Raw genomic sequence first — 15,472 nt, 5'->3', positions numbered from 1 at the left:
TCTTCTCTATACAGCCGCTCGATTGAATTTCTTGCTATAAACGCACTCCGATAACCACCGCAGAGGCTGCCATAGAGCACTTTCCGGGCTTTGTCGGACAAATTCGCTGTCTTTTCAGTTGCTGAGGCCTCAAGTCGGCCTTAGACTGCCGGCCCTCGTAAATTGAGTGCCGGGTGGCGCTTGGAATAAACGGCGCCTTTCCGATGGCCAGACCTGGTCCACCGGAACGCTCCCTAATTCGCCTTAATGCACGTTTTTTTATAGAGATATCAATGACAAAGGACAAGTTGCTGGCCATGCCGGCGGATGACTACATGAATGCCGAGCAACATGCTTTTTTCTATGAGCTGTTGCAGAACATGAAAGTCGAAACCCATGAGCGCATCGAACAGAACCGCATCGCCATCGAGAGCCTGGACACTCCAGCCGATCCGGCCGACGCTGCTTCTGTCGAAGAAGAGCGCACCTGGCTGGTGAACGCGATCGATCGCGACCAGCGCATGCTGCCTCAGTTGGAACAGGCTCTGGAACGCATCAAAGAAGACAGCTTCGGCTGGTGCGACGACAGCGGCGAGGCCATCGGCCTGAAACGCCTGCTGATCAGCCCGACCACCAAATACTGCATCGAAGCTCAAGAGCGTCACGAACAGATCGACAAGCACCAGCGTCAGGCCTGATTTCGTAGCGCCCCGCATCGCGGGCAAGCCCGCTCCCACGGTTCACGATGAACCTGCAGGAGCGAGGCTTGCCCGCGATGCTTTTTGCCGTCTGCGAAAACCTCAGGCACTTCTATTGATCTGCTGCAACGCCCACTACTAATGGACCATAGATAATGGCCTTGTGGTGGCGTTTAATGCATGCACAACAATTAGAAGAGCCTTGGGGTGACGAAGATGACGAGAGACGGATCTCTGGTTGCGGCAGTGCCTGCACCAGTGTTTTTGCCGAAAAACCTTTGGCTGACGCCAACCCTGCAAAGCATCGCCCTGATGCTCTTGCTGTGCGGCATGGCGTTGGGTGGCTGGTCGCTTTACCTTTGCCTGCCACTGGCGGTGCTGGTGATCTGGCTGCCTCGCCTGCGCTCGCGCGCCACGCCCGAAGCTGCGCCCGCCGACGGCGCCAGCGCTATCGCCGAGTTGACTCGCGATCTTTCCTACACCACCAGTCATAACGCTTTGTCGGCCGCGGGCGTGGCCTTTTCGGTCAAGCAACTGGCGGACAAACTGCAATCGCAACTCGACGCAGCGGCGCAAATCGTCAGCAACGCCGAAGTGATGATCGGGACCGAACAAGCCACGTCGAAACTCAGCCGCGAAGCCCTCAGTGCCGCGAGCGAAGCTCATCAGAGCAGCGCAGCAGGGCGCACGGAACTGATCGAGTCCATCAGCCGTATGCATCAGCTCAGTCAGCGCGCCAATAACAGCCGTGAACTGATCGAAGCCCTGAGCCTGCGCAGCGACGATATTCAACGGGTCACCCTGGTGATTCAGTCCATCGCCAGTCAGACCAACCTGCTTGCCTTGAACGCCGCGATTGAAGCGGCTCGGGCCGGGGAACATGGTCGGGGGTTCGCGGTGGTGGCGGATGAGGTTCGCGGCCTGGCGGCGCGTACGGCGACGGCGACTGGCGAAGTCGGGGAGATGGTCGCCGATATCCAGCAACGCACGGCGCAGGTGGTGGAGCAGATCCGCCAACTGTCCAGCGACCTCGACATCGGTGTCAAGCAGGTCGAGCACACCGGCCAGCACCTGGAAAACATCGCGCGCCTGGCTGCCGGCGTCGAGCATCAGGTCGGGGAAATCGCCAAGGGGGCGGACACCAACCGCGAACAACTCGACAGCCTGTTCCATGCCATTGAACAGATGCGCAGCGACCTGGCGATCAGCGACCAACAGACCCAGCGCCTGGCCCAGGCTGCGGTGCAAATGGAAGGCCAGGCCGAAACCATCAGCGAGCGTCTGGCCGAAGTCGGGCTGGATGACTACCACCAACGCATCTATGACCTGGCCCGCGAAGGCGCCAGCCAGATTGCCGCGCGCTTCGAAGCGGATATTGATCAGGGCCGTGTCAGCCTCGATGATCTGTTTGATCGCAATTACCAGGCGATCCCCAACACCAGTCCGGCCAAGTTTCAGACGCGTTTTGATCGTTACACCGATCAGGTCTTGCCCGCCATCCAGGAACCGTTGCTGCCGCGCCATGAAGGCCTGGTGTTTGCCATCGCCTGTACGCAGCAGGGTTACGTGCCCACCCATAACAAAATCTTCAGCCAACCGCTGACCGGCGATGCGCAGGTCGATACGGTCCAAAACCGCACCAAGCGCAAATTTGCCGACCGCACCGGCATCCGCTGTGGCAGCCATCAACAGCCGGTGTTGTTGCAGACTTACACCCGCGACACAGGCGAACTGATGCACGACCTTTCGGTGCCGATCATGCTCAAGGGGCGGCATTGGGGTGGGTTGCGGTTGGGGTACAAACCGCAGAGTCCTCGCTAGATGCTCAACATGATAACCGGTGAGCAAGCCTGAAACTCAACTGTGGCGAGGGAGCTTGCTCCCGCTGGGCTGCATAGCGGCCCCAAGATGGGCCTGCTGCGCAGTCCAACGGGAGCAAGCTCCCTCGCCACAGGTTTATCGCTGACGGAAGACAGGCGGGCTAGTGAATCTGATGCATGCGCAGGTTCAGGTCGTCGACCACCCGCGCCCAATCGGCGTCTTCACGCAATCGTTCTTTGAGGAAGCCGGCTTGTTGCGGCGTCCAGAACTCCGCATCGATGAGTTTCTTGTCGTCGGCCAAAGGTGAATGGCTGGCGATGAATTCATCGATGGCTTTCTGACTGGAGTCCAGACCGAGCTGGTCGAACAAACCTTTCAAGTCGTGTATAGGTGAATCCATCTTCATCTCCTTGCGGGTCGCGATCTGAGGTGCGGCTTCATGGCATCTGAGCGGGCCGCGCTTCAGGAGTTCGATTGCGATGTGGGGAAGCAGGAGAGAGCATAGACGGCAAATCCGACGATCAGGCTTTCAATGCACCTTCATCGACAGCCGTTTTCAGAGCCTGGGCAGCTTCTTTGGCGGCGATGGCAGCGACGTCCGAGGTCTTGAACCAGCGATCCTTCTCGACTTGGTGATACGTCACCGTGGTCAACGGTGGTTTGGCACGCATGACAATGACTGCCTGGAATTCGCCTTCGACCTCTCTGGCTTCGCCCCGGATAAAAAATTCACCGATATCAAATTCCGTCACGTAGCTGCCTTCCCTTGGAAATATATTGTTGTGTTGAATGCCGTCCGTCCTGGGGACGAATTTCATTGGTCGGGCAGTATGGCAGTAGTTGCCTGCCGGCGGCTGAGTTAAGTCGCCGGCATGACGAAACGTCTATAGGCATGAAGGCAGGCGAACGCGTCAGATGCGAGACTCAAGTGAGCGGGCAAGTGCGCAGGCTTCGTTATGGCAGCCACGGAAACCTCTTACACGACCCGTAGAAATTTCCTTGATATGGAAGAAGGCGTTACCGGCCAGCACCACCTGAAAGCGTGGCAGCAGCAGGCTTTCAGGCTGCAATTCATGCGGCTGGAACACCGCCGGGTGCAACGGGGCGTAATTGTTTGCGCGCGTTGTCTGGGGGGAAGCGAAGTGAGTCATGGTGCACATGTGAAGTCCTTTTCATTGTTTTACCGACGTGTGTACATCGTTTTGGGTAGTCTCGGTGAGCATCGCTGCTCTAGAATCACCCGCACTGGTTAGCGAACGGTGTTCATCTAAAGCAATTTTTTATTTGCGATATGTCGGAAAAGTGCTTTTTTTAAAGAGTTTTTTCCCTAAAGTTGGTAATCCGGTTTCCTCTGGCTGTGAGAAGGGCTTTTTCCTTCAACATCTGACGACTTTCACAGAGGACGGCGCGAGTGATATTCCAGTAATCTCACTGACCTCGCGAGGCATGAGCGCTCTGCTCGGCTCAGGATTTCAACCCGGGTCTTACGGCAACACTTCGGCATGGCCGCTTTTTTCTGCTGTGCGCTTTTTCTGCGTGCGGCATCATTTTCAGATGTGGGGATGTTTCCTTGGCAGTAAGTAATCTCGATATGCATGCTTTGTTCGTGCTGGGTGATTTGCGCGCAAAGCTGGTTAAACAGTTTCAGTCACGTTTCGTTTACATCACCGAACAGAACGCTGAAGGCATTTACATTGCCGAGATCGACACCGAAGAGGCGCTGGTGGTCGACGACAAGCCAGGGCTGAAGCTCAAGGTCGGCGATCATTTCAGCGCTTCGGTTCTGCCCAGTCGTGAAGGCGGCAAGCTCGACATCAAGTTCCGTGAAATCAAACTGACGGTTTACGGGCTGGGCGATTACGCCTTTGTCACCACCGCAGAGGGTCACGCGATTGTGTTCAAGGAAGGTCATAGTGTGGTGATGGTCTTCGCCGCGCACCAGCAGTTGCAGGAAGGCCTGACCAAAACCCTCAAAGCCGTGACCGCCAAAGCCGCCAAGTGGCGCAAAGGCGAACTGATCACGTTCAAGGCCAGCGAGTAATGACCCTGACCCGCGCCGACTTCCACGAACAGAACCAGGCCAGTGCGCACCTCGAAGCCCGACGGCTGTTCGAGCACAAGGCTGTTCTGCAGGGAGGCTGGCTGACGTGGGTGGCGTCACAGATTTACACGCTGCGCCCGGCGGCTTACGCCAGCATGGTCAGAAGAGAGCTGGCACGCTTGCAGGAAACTTCCGAAAATTAAATCGCCCCTCTCGAAAGCAGGAACCTCTACTACAGTCAGTTGACTGAGTATTCAGAGGCTTGCGGTCTTCTGTCAGGCCATCCTGCTATTTGCTGTGAACAGCACGAGGTGCAAAAGCATGAAAGGATTTCGACGGTTGTTGGTTGGTGCACTGGCCGCATTGGGTGTATTGAGTTCACCCATTCCGGTATCCGCTGCCCAGGCGCCGATCCATTTTGCCGACCTGAACTGGGAAAGTGGCAGCCTGATCACCGACATCCTGCGGATCATCGTCGAGAAGGGCTACGGCCTGCCGACCGACACCTTGCCCGGGACCACCATTACCCTGGAAACCGCCTTGGCCAACAATGACATTCAGGTCATTGGCGAGGAGTGGGCCGGTCGCAGCCCGGTCTGGGTCAAGGCTGAAGCCGAGGGCAAGGTCGTGAGCCTGGGCGACACGGTCAAGGGTGCCACTGAAGGCTGGTGGGTGCCGGAATATGTGATCAAGGGCGACCCGGCCAAGGGCATCAAGCCACTGGCTCCAGATCTGCGCAGTGTCAGCGACCTGCCCAAGTACAAGGATGTGTTCAGCGATCCGGAAAGCCCGGGCAAGGGACGCTTCCTCAACAGTCCGATTGGCTGGACATCGGAAGTGGTGAACAAACAGAAGCTCACGGCTTATGGCCTGAACGACAGTTATGTGAATTTCCGCAGCGGTTCCGGGGCGGCGCTGGATGCAGAGATCAGTTCGTCGATCCGTCGTGGCAAGCCTGTGCTGTTTTATTACTGGTCACCGACGCCGTTGCTTGGGCGCTTCAAGCTGATTCAGCTGGAGGAACCGCCCTTTGATGCCGAAGCCTGGAAAACCCTGACGGACGCTGATAACCCTAATCCGAAACCGACTCGCTCGCTAGCCTCGAAGCTGTCGATTGGCGTGTCCACACCTTTTCAAAAGCAGTACCCGCAGATTGCCGACTTCTTCAGCAAGGTCGATTTTCCGATCGACCCCTTGAACAAGGCACTGGCCCAAATGAGCGAAAAACACACCCCGCCACGGCAAGCGGCGGAGGCGTTCATGAAGGCGCATCCTGATGTCTGGCAGGCATGGGTGCCGAAGGATGTGGCGGATAAAGTCTCCGCCAGTCTCCAGTGACTATTGTGGCTAGGGAGCAAGCTCCCTCGCCACAAGACATGTGCAGGGTTAAAAACGCGTTTGCACCGCAAGCTCAAACGTTCGCGGTGTTCCGAGGTAATACGCCGGCGATACATGCGCAAACTCGGCATACACCTCGTTGGTCAGATTTCGCACTCGGCCGGTGACGGTGGTGTGGCGGTCGACCTCGTAACGGAGAAACGTGCCGTAGATCGTGTACGACGGCACCGTCATGGTGTTGGCGCTGTCGGCAAACACTGAGGCCACATAGCGCGCATCGACACCCCCTTGCCACTGCGGTGCGAAGTCATAGGTCAGCCACACATTGCCGACCCGGTCCGGCACATTGGTCGGCGTGTTGCCCTTGCGTGATACCACCACGCCCGCCGCATTTTTCTCGGTGAACGCGTCGTACTGTGCGTCAACCCACGCGAAGTTGCCCTCGGCCAACAGCTTGTCGGTGATTTGCAACGAACTGGCCAATTCAATCCCCTTCGACGTCTGCTGACCCACTGGAATGCTGAGGGTCGGGTCCAGCGGATCGGTCACTGCGAAATCCTTGCGCTCAATCGTGTACGCCGCCACCGTTGCCGAACCGCGCCCGTCCAGATAATCGAACTTGCTGCCGACTTCCCATTGCTTGCCGGTGGACACGTCGAAATCCTGCGTGCCGTTGGGTTGTTCGGCAGCGGTGCTGTATTGCACGTAGACGTTGGCGGAGGGAATGAACTGGTAGGTCAGGCCGACCCTTCCCGTCACCGGCTCCCAGCTGCGTTTCAAATGGCGGGGATTGCTGGCGGTCACTTGCCGGTGATTGGTCACGTCCAGGTCGATATCGTCGTAACGCAGGCCGGTCAGCAACGCCAGTTTGTCGGTCAACGCCAGGCGGTTTTCGGCGAACAGGGCTTTGGTGGTGACCTCGTTGGTCTTGTCGCTGACAAATCCCGGTCGGGTGCCGGGAATGTCGTAGAAGTGCCCCGGCTGGAAGTTATTCGGGTCAACGGTGCTCGCGCCTTTGACGTTCAACGGCGAGTTGGTGGTCTGGTTGACCTTGTACTCGAAACCGCCAGACCAGGTGGTCTCCAGGCCAAATAGCGTGTTGTCGTGGCGCAGTTCGAACTGGTTGCCGTTCTGTTCGCCCTGATGCCGGACCTGATACGCCGTGGAGCGATTCACCGCGCTGTTGTCGGCGTTGTACTGATAGGTTTCCAGGTTGCGGTAATCGCGCTGGCTGTCGAGGTGGTAAAGCGTGTTGCGCAGGGTGGTGCTGTCGGTGATCCGGTAGTCGATGATCGAGCGAGCCCAGATCGTGCGCTGCTCGTAACGCCCGTCTTCAACGTTGTAATTGTTGAAACGATTGTGTTTGTCGATTTTCAGCTCGCCCGCCTTGGGATTGAGCACGGGTGTGCCCCAGTAAGGACTGTCTTCGTGTTCGTCCTGGTATTCCAGCGCGAGGGTGTGGGACAGGTTGGGCGTCAGGTCGCTGAGCAGCGAAAACGCGACACTCCAGGCATCGCGCTCCTGGCGGTCGATGTAGCCATTGCCGGTGTTGTGGCTGACGTCGAGCCGCGCGTAGTGCTGCACATCATCCCCGGCCTCGCTGAGTGCGTGGTTAAGGCCGAACGCGGTCTCGGTCGTGTCATAAGTCCCGTAACTGACACGACCTTCTACCGCTTGCTCTTCGCGGGTCGCAAGTTTGGTCACGTAGTTCAATGAGCCACCCACGGAGCCGGCGCCATTGATCAGCGACGAGGGGCCACCCACCAGTTCGACCCGATCGTATATCCATGCATCCACTGGCCGGGCGAGGCCGCCAGAGACGTTGATGCCGTTGAACATCTGTGTGATCTGACCGCTGGTGAAACCGCGGTAGGAAACGAACCCGCCGAAACCCGGCGGTGCGCTGGCGTTGACACCCGGCAAGGTGTTGGCGGCGTCCTGGAAGTTTTGCGCGCCGTGGCGCTCGATGTCGTGGCGGTTGGCGATGGCGACTGATGCCGGGGTTTCCCGCACGCTCAGGCCCAGACGCGAGGCCATGCCGCTGGACTGATCGAGGCTCAGCCCTGGCTCGGTCGTCGCTTCGCCATCAATGGTAATCGGTGCGAGGTCGACGGTGGATTGCGCCCATGCGTTAACAGACAGGCAGCCGCACAGGCTGGCCAGCAAAGGGCTTACTAACAAAGCAGCATGTTTCATCGATGAATCCTGAATTCCTGGCTAAGAAACAGCGCACGGGCGAACGCCACGCGTTGGCGCAGTGGGCTGATCGGGAAAGGCGAAGAAATTCAGGCGACAGGCGGAGCGCGAGGATTGGCCGAGGGCCAGGTGAAACGGGCGGGGAGGTCAGCGTTGGCGATGACAGCCAGAGGCGGGCTGTGCTGCTCCGGGAGTATCGCCAGGGTCAGGCTGGAGTTGAGCGCCGGGCCCATGCCGCCGGTGGAACACAGCGGGCAACCAAAGGCTTTGGACAGGGTCGGCAGGTTGTCGTCCGAGGAGTTCGAGGAAACTGGCGCCTGAGTCGCCGGATCAACCGAACAGAACGGGCCGCCGATGCCGTTGAGCTGCATCCCGACCATTTGCCCGTGACCGATACTGCAGGCGAACACATTGAACAGGACGCAGCAATAAAGCATCCATGCCATCAATGTGCGGTCAGTTCGGGCGAGTTTCATGGAGCGGCACTTTATCACCGTCGATGACGAATACCCTTACAAAATCGTTCAATGAAGTTCATCCTGCTGCGACATTTCACGCTGGATGTCTGAACATGAGCCTATTGATCGCGCAATGGATGGCTGCCATCTTCCTGTTGATCAGCCTGATCCACCTGTACTGGGCGGCAGGTGGCAAGTTAGGTAGCGAGGCGGCGGTCCCGCGAATATCGCCAGAGGGGGGCGGGGAATCCAGGCCGGCGTTCAAGCCGTCGGGGTTTGCCACGTTGCTGGTCGCGGTAGGATTGCTGTTGATCGCGATGCTGGTATGCCTGCGGGTCGGCCTGTACTTGCCGACGGTGCATCACTGGTCGCTGCAATGGGTAATCAGCGCCATTGCGATGCTGATGTTTGCCCGGGCAATCGGCGATTCGAATCTGATCGGGTTTTTCAAGCAGGTCAAGGATTCGAAGTTTGCCCGACTCGACACCTGGGCTTATTCGCCGCTGTGTGTGGTGTTGGGGGCCGGGTTGTTGGCTGTTGCCTGGATCTGAAAAAGCTTCGCGGGCAAGCCTCGCTCCTACAGGTTTTGGGTCGATCACACGTTGGTGATTTCCCACGATCCTGTAGGAGCGAGGCTTGCCCGCGAAGAGGCCCTGACATCCAACACAAATCTTCCGAACTAACTCCCGCTTTCTGTGCGCCGACTACTCACCTCAGCCGGCACATCATCCCCCGCCATGCGCTTGCGAAACAGCGCCGCCCGCGCCAGCAGCAATGTGGTCACCGGCACCGTAATCGACAACAGGATCGGAATCAGCCAGGCATGCAGCACCGGCCCGGACTTCAGCGCCGAAAAATATATGATCGAGGCCAGCGCCACACACCACGCCCCCAGGGTCGAGGCCAGTGCCGGCGGGTGCATACGCTGGAAATAATCCTTCATCCGCACCAGGCCAATGGCGCCGATCAGCGCAAACAGACTGCCGAGCACCAGCAGGATCGCCACGGGTATTTCAACCCACAGAGACAGTTCCGCGTTCATTCGATCACCTCGCCACGCAGCAGGAATTTGGCCAGGGCAAACGAGCCGACGAAGCCGAACAGGGCGATCAGCAGCGCCGCCTCGAAGTAAGTGTCACTGGCGTACCGAATGCCAAGCGCCAGCATCATCAGCATCGCGATGATGTACAGGTAGTCCAGTGCCAGAACCCGGTCCTGGGCCGACGGGCCTTTGAACAGGCGAATCAGGGTCAGGATCATCGCCAGCGAAAAGATGAACAGGCTCAGCAGGATCGCGTTCGACAGCAATTCGCTCATTCGAAGATCTCCATCAAGGGGCGCTCGTAGGTCGCCTTGAAGTGTTCGATAAACAGCGTTTCATCCTCCAGATCGAACACGTGCAGCAACAGAATGCTGCGGTCCAGCGCCAGTTCCGACCAGACCGTCCCGGGGACCACCGTGCAGATCATCGACAGTGCCGCGAGGCCGTTGGCATCGCGCAAGTCCAGCGGGACCTTGATGAAGCGCGAGCGCGGTGGACGGCGACCGGCATTGAGCACGCCCCAGGCCACGACGAGGTTGGACACCAGCACGTCACGACCGACCAGGAAGAACAAACGCAGGATCACCCCCGGTCGACGAATGCGGATCGGCAGCGGCCGCAGCTTGCGCATCATCAGCGGCGCGCAGAACCCCAGCACCGCGCCCAGCAACAGGTTGCCGGGGCTTATTGACAGGTTCAGCACCAGCCACAACAGCCACAATGCCAGGGACAACCACGGTGCCGGAAACAGACGCTTCATGGCTGCACCTCCAGCATCGCCGCCCTGGCTTCCGGGCTCGGCACCACACGCGTGCCCAGTACCGCCATCACGTATTGCTGCGGATTGTTCAAGGCATCAGCGGCCGCCTGGGTGTAGCGCATCAGCGGTTCGGCCTTGAAGGTCAGCGCAACACTCAGCCCCAGCAGGACGATGATCGGCACGCACTCGAAGCGGCGCAGCAACGGTGATGGCCGTTCTTCGGGTGTCCAGAAACGCTGGATGCCCAGCCGCGAGAAGGCAATCAACGACGCCAGCCCGGACAGGATCAGCAACGCCAGCAAGCCCCACGCCGCGTTCGATATCGGCACATCGGTGCTATTGCCCAACCCCAACGGGTTGAGCAGGGCACTCAACAGGCTGAGTTTGCCGATAAACCCGGACAACGGCGGCATGCCGATAATCAGCAGCGAGCAGGCAATAAAGCTCAAGCCAAGGAAGGCCATGGTCCAGGGAATCACCTGGCCGACCACGGCTTTCTGTTCGTCATCGAGGTTGATGCCTTTGGGCGGTTGCAGGGATTCCATCGGCCGTGGAAGCAGGTCGCCGTCGTCGAACAGCGGCATTTCATTGGCCGAACGGGAGCGCTCGATCAGCTCGGCCAACAGGAACAACGCGCTCAACGCCAGGGTCGAGCTGACCAGATAGAACAGCGCCGCGCCGATCAGGTTCGGCTGGGCAAAGCCGATGGCCGACAGAAGAATCCCCGCCGACACCAGAATGCTCAGGCTGGCCATGCGTTCCAGTCGTTGCGCGGCGAGGATAGCCACGCCGGCGCAGACGATGGTCGCCATGCCGCCGTAAATCAGCCAGTCGCCACCAAAGTACGCCGACGCCCCGGCCTGGCCGGAGAACAACAAGGTCCACAAGCGCAGCAAGGTGTAGACGCCGACCTTGGTCATGATCGCGAACATCGCCGCCACCGGTGCGCTGGCGGCGGAATAGGCCGGCACCAGCCAGAAGTTCAGCGGCCACATCCCTGCCTTGGCCAGGAACGCCACCGCGAGAATCCCCGCGCCGGCGTGCAGCAGGCCGCGATCGGCTTCCGGCACCAGCGGGATTTTCAGCGCCAGGTCGGCCATGTTCAGCGTGCCGGTGACGCCATAAATCAGCGCCGCGCCAATCAGGAACAGCGACGACGCCAGCAGGTTGATCGAGATGTAATGCAAGCCCGAGGACACCCGCGCCCGGCCCGAACCGTGGAGCATCAGGCCGTAGGAGGCCGCCAGCAGCACTTCGAAAAACACGAACAGGTTGAACAGATCCGCCGTCAGGAACGCGCCGTAAAGGCCCATCATCTGAATCTGGAACAGTGCGTGGAAACTCGAACCGGCGCCGTCCCAACGGGCCATGGCGAACAGCAAGGCACTGACGCCGATGATCCCGGTCAGCACCAGCATCAACGCCGACAGGCGATCGACCACCAGCACGATTCCGAACGGCACCTGCCAGTTGCCCGGCAGGTAGACGCCGATCGAACCGGGTACGCCAGTGGCTTGCGTCCACTGCAGCAACAGTACGGAAATCCCCAGGCCCAGCAGGCTGGAGAACAGGTTGATCTTGGCTTTCAACGGGCGGTGTTTCTCGCCGAGCATCAGCATGAGGGCGGCGGTCAGCAGCGGCAGCAGAATCGGTGCCGCGATCAGGTGCGTCATCGCATTCATTCTTTAGGCTCCCGGCCATCGACGTGGTCGGTCCCGGTCAAGCCGCGCGAGGCCAGCAACACCACCAGAAACAGCGCGGTCATGGCGAAGCTGATCACGATGGCGGTCAGCACCAGCGCTTGCGGCAAGGGGTCGGTGTAATGCAGCAAGTCCTGGGGCACGCCGTCCTTGATGATCGGCTCCTTGCCGATGAACAAGCTGCCCATGCTGAAGATGAACAGGTTGACGCCGTAGGACAGCAGGCACAGGCCCATCACCACCTGAAACGTCCGTGGCCGCAGGATCAGCCAGACGCCGGACGCGGCGAGCACGCCGATGGCGATTGCGATGACTTCTTCCATCAGACGGCTCCTTTGGTGGCGACGGATCTGGGCAGGGCAGCGGTCTTGTGACCCCGGACCGATTGGTGAGCGATGGCGGTGAGGATCAACAGCGTCGACCCGACCACCACGGCGTACACGCCGATGTCGAAAAACAGCGCACTGGCGATGTGAATGTCGCCCAGCACCGGCAGTTCAAAATGCCAGGTGTGGGTGGTCAGGAACGGATACCCGACCGCCATCGCGCCGAGCCCGGTGATCGTGGCGAACAACAGGCCGGTGCCCATCCAGCGCAACGGTCGCAGGCTCATTTGCGCTTCGACCCACTGGGTGCCGGCAACCATGTATTGCAGGATGAAGGCGACCGACATCACCAGCCCGGCGACAAAACCGCCACCCGGTTGATTGTGTCCGCGCATGAACAGGTAGAAGGACACCACCACCGCAATCGGCAGCAGCAGGCGCACCAGCACCGCCGGGACCATCATGAAACCGAGCGCGGTGTCGCTGGCATGGCGCGGGTTGACCAGGTCGGTGACGACGTCGGGCGCCAGCAGGCGTTGCTGAGCCGGCAATTGCAGGCTTTCTTTCGGCGGGCGGAAGCGGCGCAGCAGGGCGAAGACGGTCAGGGCCACGGCGGCCAGCACAGTTATTTCACCGAGGGTATCGAAACCACGGAAGTCCACCAGCATCACGTTGACCACGTTGCTGCCGCCGCCTTCGGGTAGAGCGCGACTGAGGTAGAACGAGGAAATGTGGTTGGGCGTCTGGCGCGTCAGCATCGCATAGGCCAGCAACGCCATGCCGCCACCGACGACACTCGACAGCAGCAAGTCGCGGATCCGGCGGATGCGCGCTTTGCGCAGGGTGCTCGGCAGGGGCGACACCTCTTCGATCCGCCGTGGCAACCAGCGCAGACCGAGGAGGATCAGCACCGTAGTCACCACTTCCACGACCAGTTGCGTCAATGCCAGGTCCGGGGCCGAGAACCAGACAAAGGTGACACAGGTCATCAGGCCGCAGACGCTGACCATGGTCAGGGCGGCGAGCCGGTGATACTTGGCCTGCCACGCCGCGCCGAGGGCACAGGCAATCGCCAGCAGCCACAAGGTCACGAACACGATCGAGCCCGGAATCTTCGGCCGGTCACCCCAGCTCAGGCTGCTGTGCAGCATCGGAATCAACCCGGCGAATACCGCCGCGAGGACCACCAGGAACAATTGCGTTTGCAGGCGCTTGGTGCTGATTCGCCGCTCCAGCCGACGGGCCAGGCGCATCATGACCACCAGGCTGCGTTCGAACAGGCGCTTGCCGTTGAAACGCCCAATGATCGGCGGGTATTTGAAACGCCCGCGCTTGAGCTGATTGCGCAGCAGCAGGTAGAGCACGATGCCGCACGACATGGCGATCAGGCTCATGATCATCGGCGCGTTCCAGCCGTGCCAGATCGCCAGGCTGTACTCCGGCAAGGTGCCGCCCACCACCGGCAGGGCCGCAGCGGACAGCAACGGGCCGACCACTTGCGCCGGGAAAATCCCCACGACCAGACAGGCGAACACCAGCAACTCCACCGGCGCGCGCATCCAGCGTGGCGGTTCGTGCGGGGTGTGGGGCAGGTCGGTGGCGGTCGGGCCGAAGAACACGTCAACGGTAAAGCGCAGCGAGTAGGCGACGCTGAAAGTACCGGCGATGGTCGCCACGATTGGCAAGGTCATCTCGACCCAGGCCGTGGCGTTGATGAACACGGTTTCGGCGAAGAACATCTCTTTGGACAGGAAGCCGTTGAGCAGCGGCACACCGGCCATCGAGGCACTGGCGACCATGGCCAGGGTGGCGGTGAACGGGATCAGCTTGATCAGGCCGCTGAGCTTGCGAATGTCACGGGTGCCGCTTTCATGGTCGATGATCCCGGCGGCCATGAACAGCGAGGCCTTGAACGTGGCGTGGTTGAGGATGTGAAACACGGCGGCCACGGCGGCCAGCGGACTGTTAAGTCCCAACAACAAGGTGATCAGGCCGAGGTGGCTGATGGTCGAGTAGGCCAGCAAACCCTTGAGGTCGTTCTGGAACATCGCGCAGTACGCGCCAAGCAACAGGGTGCAAGCCCCTGCGCCGCTGACGATGTAGAACCATTCTTCACTGCCGGACAACGACGGCCAGAGCCGCGCGAGCAGAAACACCCCGGCCTTGACCATGGTCGCCGAGTGCAGATAAGCCGAAACCGGTGTCGGCGCTGCCATCGCGTGGGGCAGCCAGAAGTGGAAGGGGAATTGCGCACTTTTGCTCAGGGCGCCGATCAGGATCAGGGGCAGCAGGATAGGGTAGAGGTGATGCGCGCGAATCAGGTCGCCGGCGGCCAGGACCTTGTCCAGGTCATAGCTGCCGACCACATGGCCGAGCAGCATCACCCCCGCCAGCAAACACAAACCGCCCGCGCCGGTGACCATCAGCGCCATATAGGCGCCGCGTCGCGCATCGGCGCGGTGGTGCCAATAGCCGATCAACAGGAATGAAAAGAGGCTGGTCAGCTCCCAGAAAAACACGATCTGGATAAGGTTGCCGGAGATCACCAATCCGAGCATCGCACCCATGAACGCCAGGAAAAACGCAAAGAAACGCGGCACCGGATCGTCCGGCGACATGTAATAGCGGGCGTATAAAGAAACCAGCGTGCCGATGCCCAGCACCAGCATCGAGAACAGCCAGGCGAAGCCGTCCATGCGCAGGACGAAGTTCAGGCCCAGGCTGGGCAGCCAGAAAAATTCTTCACGAATGACGCCGCCATCGGCGATTTGCGGGTACAAGAGGGCAACCTGGACGGTGCCAATCAAAGCCACCAGGCCAGCCAGTAAAGATTCGGTATTGCGCGCGTTGTGTGGCAGCAAAGCCGCCAGACAGCTGCCGATAAAAGGCAGAAGCAGTAGAACTATCAGGGACATAGGCTTCTAATCTGCGGGAAGTTTGTGAAGCATCATACGTGCCAGCTCTCGGATCACCAAACGCCAAGCTGTCGCAGAATCCTTCAAGGTAGACGGGAAAAGCCGGGTTTACAGTGTTTCGAAGGACTGTTTTAGCAGGTCCGGCCCCTTCGCGGGCAAGCCTCGCTCCTACGGGTTTTGTGTCGATATCCGAACTTG

17 protein-coding genes are annotated in these 15,472 nt (G+C 59.9%); 6 read left to right on the top strand and 11 right to left on the bottom strand.

Annotation, left to right across the window (positions count from 1 at the left end; genetic code table 11):
* Positions 1-272 precede the first annotated feature (272 nt).
* Together AB4N91_RS13830 and AB4N91_RS13825 are read left to right on the top strand one after the other, a co-directional pair.
* A complete protein-coding gene (locus AB4N91_RS13830) occupies positions 273-677 on the top strand; it encodes a TraR/DksA family transcriptional regulator (protein WP_010459637.1) in 405 nt (134 codons plus the stop codon).
* A gap of 216 nt (positions 678-893) precedes the next feature.
* Positions 894-2,498 (top strand): methyl-accepting chemotaxis protein, encoded by a 1,605-nt coding sequence (locus AB4N91_RS13825; protein WP_077749719.1) that lies wholly within the window; start codon positions 894-896, stop codon positions 2,496-2,498.
* A gap of 160 nt (positions 2,499-2,658) precedes the next feature.
* Here the strand turns inward: AB4N91_RS13825 and AB4N91_RS13820 are convergent, their stop codons facing one another.
* The 3 genes from AB4N91_RS13820 to AB4N91_RS13810 form a co-directional block, all read right to left on the bottom strand.
* On the bottom strand, positions 2,659-2,898 hold the full coding sequence (locus AB4N91_RS13820; RefSeq protein WP_077749718.1) for a DUF2789 domain-containing protein: 240 nt from the start codon (positions 2,896-2,898) through the stop codon (positions 2,659-2,661).
* A gap of 121 nt (positions 2,899-3,019) precedes the next feature.
* Positions 3,020-3,250: a hypothetical protein gene (locus tag AB4N91_RS13815; protein ID WP_010459643.1), complete on the bottom strand. Its 231-nt coding sequence runs from the start codon at positions 3,248-3,250 to the stop codon at positions 3,020-3,022.
* A gap of 159 nt (positions 3,251-3,409) precedes the next feature.
* Positions 3,410-3,658 carry a hypothetical protein gene (locus AB4N91_RS13810; RefSeq protein WP_010459645.1) on the bottom strand — a complete coding sequence of 83 codons (249 nt, stop codon included), beginning with the start codon at positions 3,656-3,658 and terminating at the stop codon, positions 3,410-3,412.
* Positions 3,659-4,068: 410 nt separating this feature from the next.
* Here AB4N91_RS13810 and AB4N91_RS13805 point away from each other — a divergent pair, with 410 nt between their 5' ends.
* From AB4N91_RS13805 to AB4N91_RS13795, 3 genes are all read left to right on the top strand, one after another.
* Entirely contained in the window at positions 4,069-4,539 is a 471-nt protein-coding gene (locus AB4N91_RS13805; protein WP_042932119.1) for a hypothetical protein, read from the top strand.
* Entirely contained in the window at positions 4,539-4,742 is a 204-nt protein-coding gene (locus tag AB4N91_RS13800) for a hypothetical protein (RefSeq protein ID WP_010459649.1), read from the top strand. Before AB4N91_RS13805 ends, AB4N91_RS13800 begins: the two co-directional genes overlap by 1 nt.
* Positions 4,743-4,860: 118 nt before the next feature.
* A complete protein-coding gene (locus AB4N91_RS13795; protein WP_010459651.1) occupies positions 4,861-5,877 on the top strand; it encodes an ABC transporter substrate-binding protein in 1,017 nt (338 codons plus the stop codon).
* A gap of 48 nt (positions 5,878-5,925) precedes the next feature.
* Here the strand turns inward: AB4N91_RS13795 and AB4N91_RS13790 are convergent, their stop codons facing one another.
* Together AB4N91_RS13790 and AB4N91_RS13785 are read right to left on the bottom strand one after the other, a co-directional pair.
* Complete coding sequence (locus AB4N91_RS13790; protein WP_460112566.1) at positions 5,926-8,073, bottom strand: TonB-dependent receptor; 2,148 nt, start codon at positions 8,071-8,073, stop codon at positions 5,926-5,928.
* A gap of 89 nt (positions 8,074-8,162) precedes the next feature.
* Entirely contained in the window at positions 8,163-8,549 is a 387-nt protein-coding gene (locus AB4N91_RS13785; protein ID WP_077749714.1) for a DUF2946 domain-containing protein, read from the bottom strand.
* Between the two features lie 95 nt (positions 8,550-8,644).
* On the opposite strand from AB4N91_RS13785, the gene AB4N91_RS13780 reads away from it, so the two are divergent.
* Positions 8,645-9,082 carry a DUF3995 domain-containing protein gene (locus tag AB4N91_RS13780; RefSeq protein WP_010459658.1) on the top strand — a complete coding sequence of 146 codons (438 nt, stop codon included), beginning with the start codon at positions 8,645-8,647 and terminating at the stop codon, positions 9,080-9,082.
* Positions 9,083-9,210: 128 nt separating this feature from the next.
* On the opposite strand, the gene AB4N91_RS13775 is transcribed toward AB4N91_RS13780, so the two are convergent.
* From AB4N91_RS13775 to AB4N91_RS13750, 6 genes are read right to left on the bottom strand one after another with little or no spacing between them, the layout of a single operon-like run.
* Positions 9,211-9,573 carry a Na+/H+ antiporter subunit G gene (locus AB4N91_RS13775; RefSeq protein ID WP_010459660.1) on the bottom strand — a complete coding sequence of 121 codons (363 nt, stop codon included), beginning with the start codon at positions 9,571-9,573 and terminating at the stop codon, positions 9,211-9,213.
* Entirely contained in the window at positions 9,570-9,848 is a 279-nt protein-coding gene (locus AB4N91_RS13770; protein WP_007935991.1) for a K+/H+ antiporter subunit F, read from the bottom strand. The genes AB4N91_RS13775 and AB4N91_RS13770 overlap by 4 nt, the downstream gene beginning before the upstream one ends.
* Positions 9,845-10,333, bottom strand: coding sequence for a Na+/H+ antiporter subunit E (locus AB4N91_RS13765; protein WP_010459665.1), 489 nt, complete (start codon positions 10,331-10,333; stop codon positions 9,845-9,847). The genes AB4N91_RS13770 and AB4N91_RS13765 overlap by 4 nt, the downstream gene beginning before the upstream one ends.
* Entirely contained in the window at positions 10,330-12,015 is a 1,686-nt protein-coding gene (locus AB4N91_RS13760) for a monovalent cation/H+ antiporter subunit D (protein ID WP_102595422.1), read from the bottom strand. The genes AB4N91_RS13765 and AB4N91_RS13760 overlap by 4 nt, the downstream gene beginning before the upstream one ends.
* A complete protein-coding gene (locus AB4N91_RS13755) occupies positions 12,012-12,356 on the bottom strand; it encodes a Na+/H+ antiporter subunit C (protein ID WP_007986256.1) in 345 nt (114 codons plus the stop codon). The genes AB4N91_RS13760 and AB4N91_RS13755 overlap by 4 nt, the downstream gene beginning before the upstream one ends.
* Positions 12,356-15,274, bottom strand: a complete 2,919-nt coding sequence (locus tag AB4N91_RS13750) for a monovalent cation/H+ antiporter subunit A (RefSeq protein ID WP_077749711.1) — start codon at positions 15,272-15,274, stop codon at positions 12,356-12,358. The genes AB4N91_RS13755 and AB4N91_RS13750 overlap by 1 nt, the downstream gene beginning before the upstream one ends.
* Between the last annotated feature and the right edge of the window lie 198 nt (positions 15,275-15,472).

The organism is Pseudomonas sp. H3_D04, from assembly GCF_054669175.1.
The sequence above is the reverse complement of the archived record's forward strand: the minus strand, read 5'-3'. Positions and strand labels throughout refer to the sequence as shown.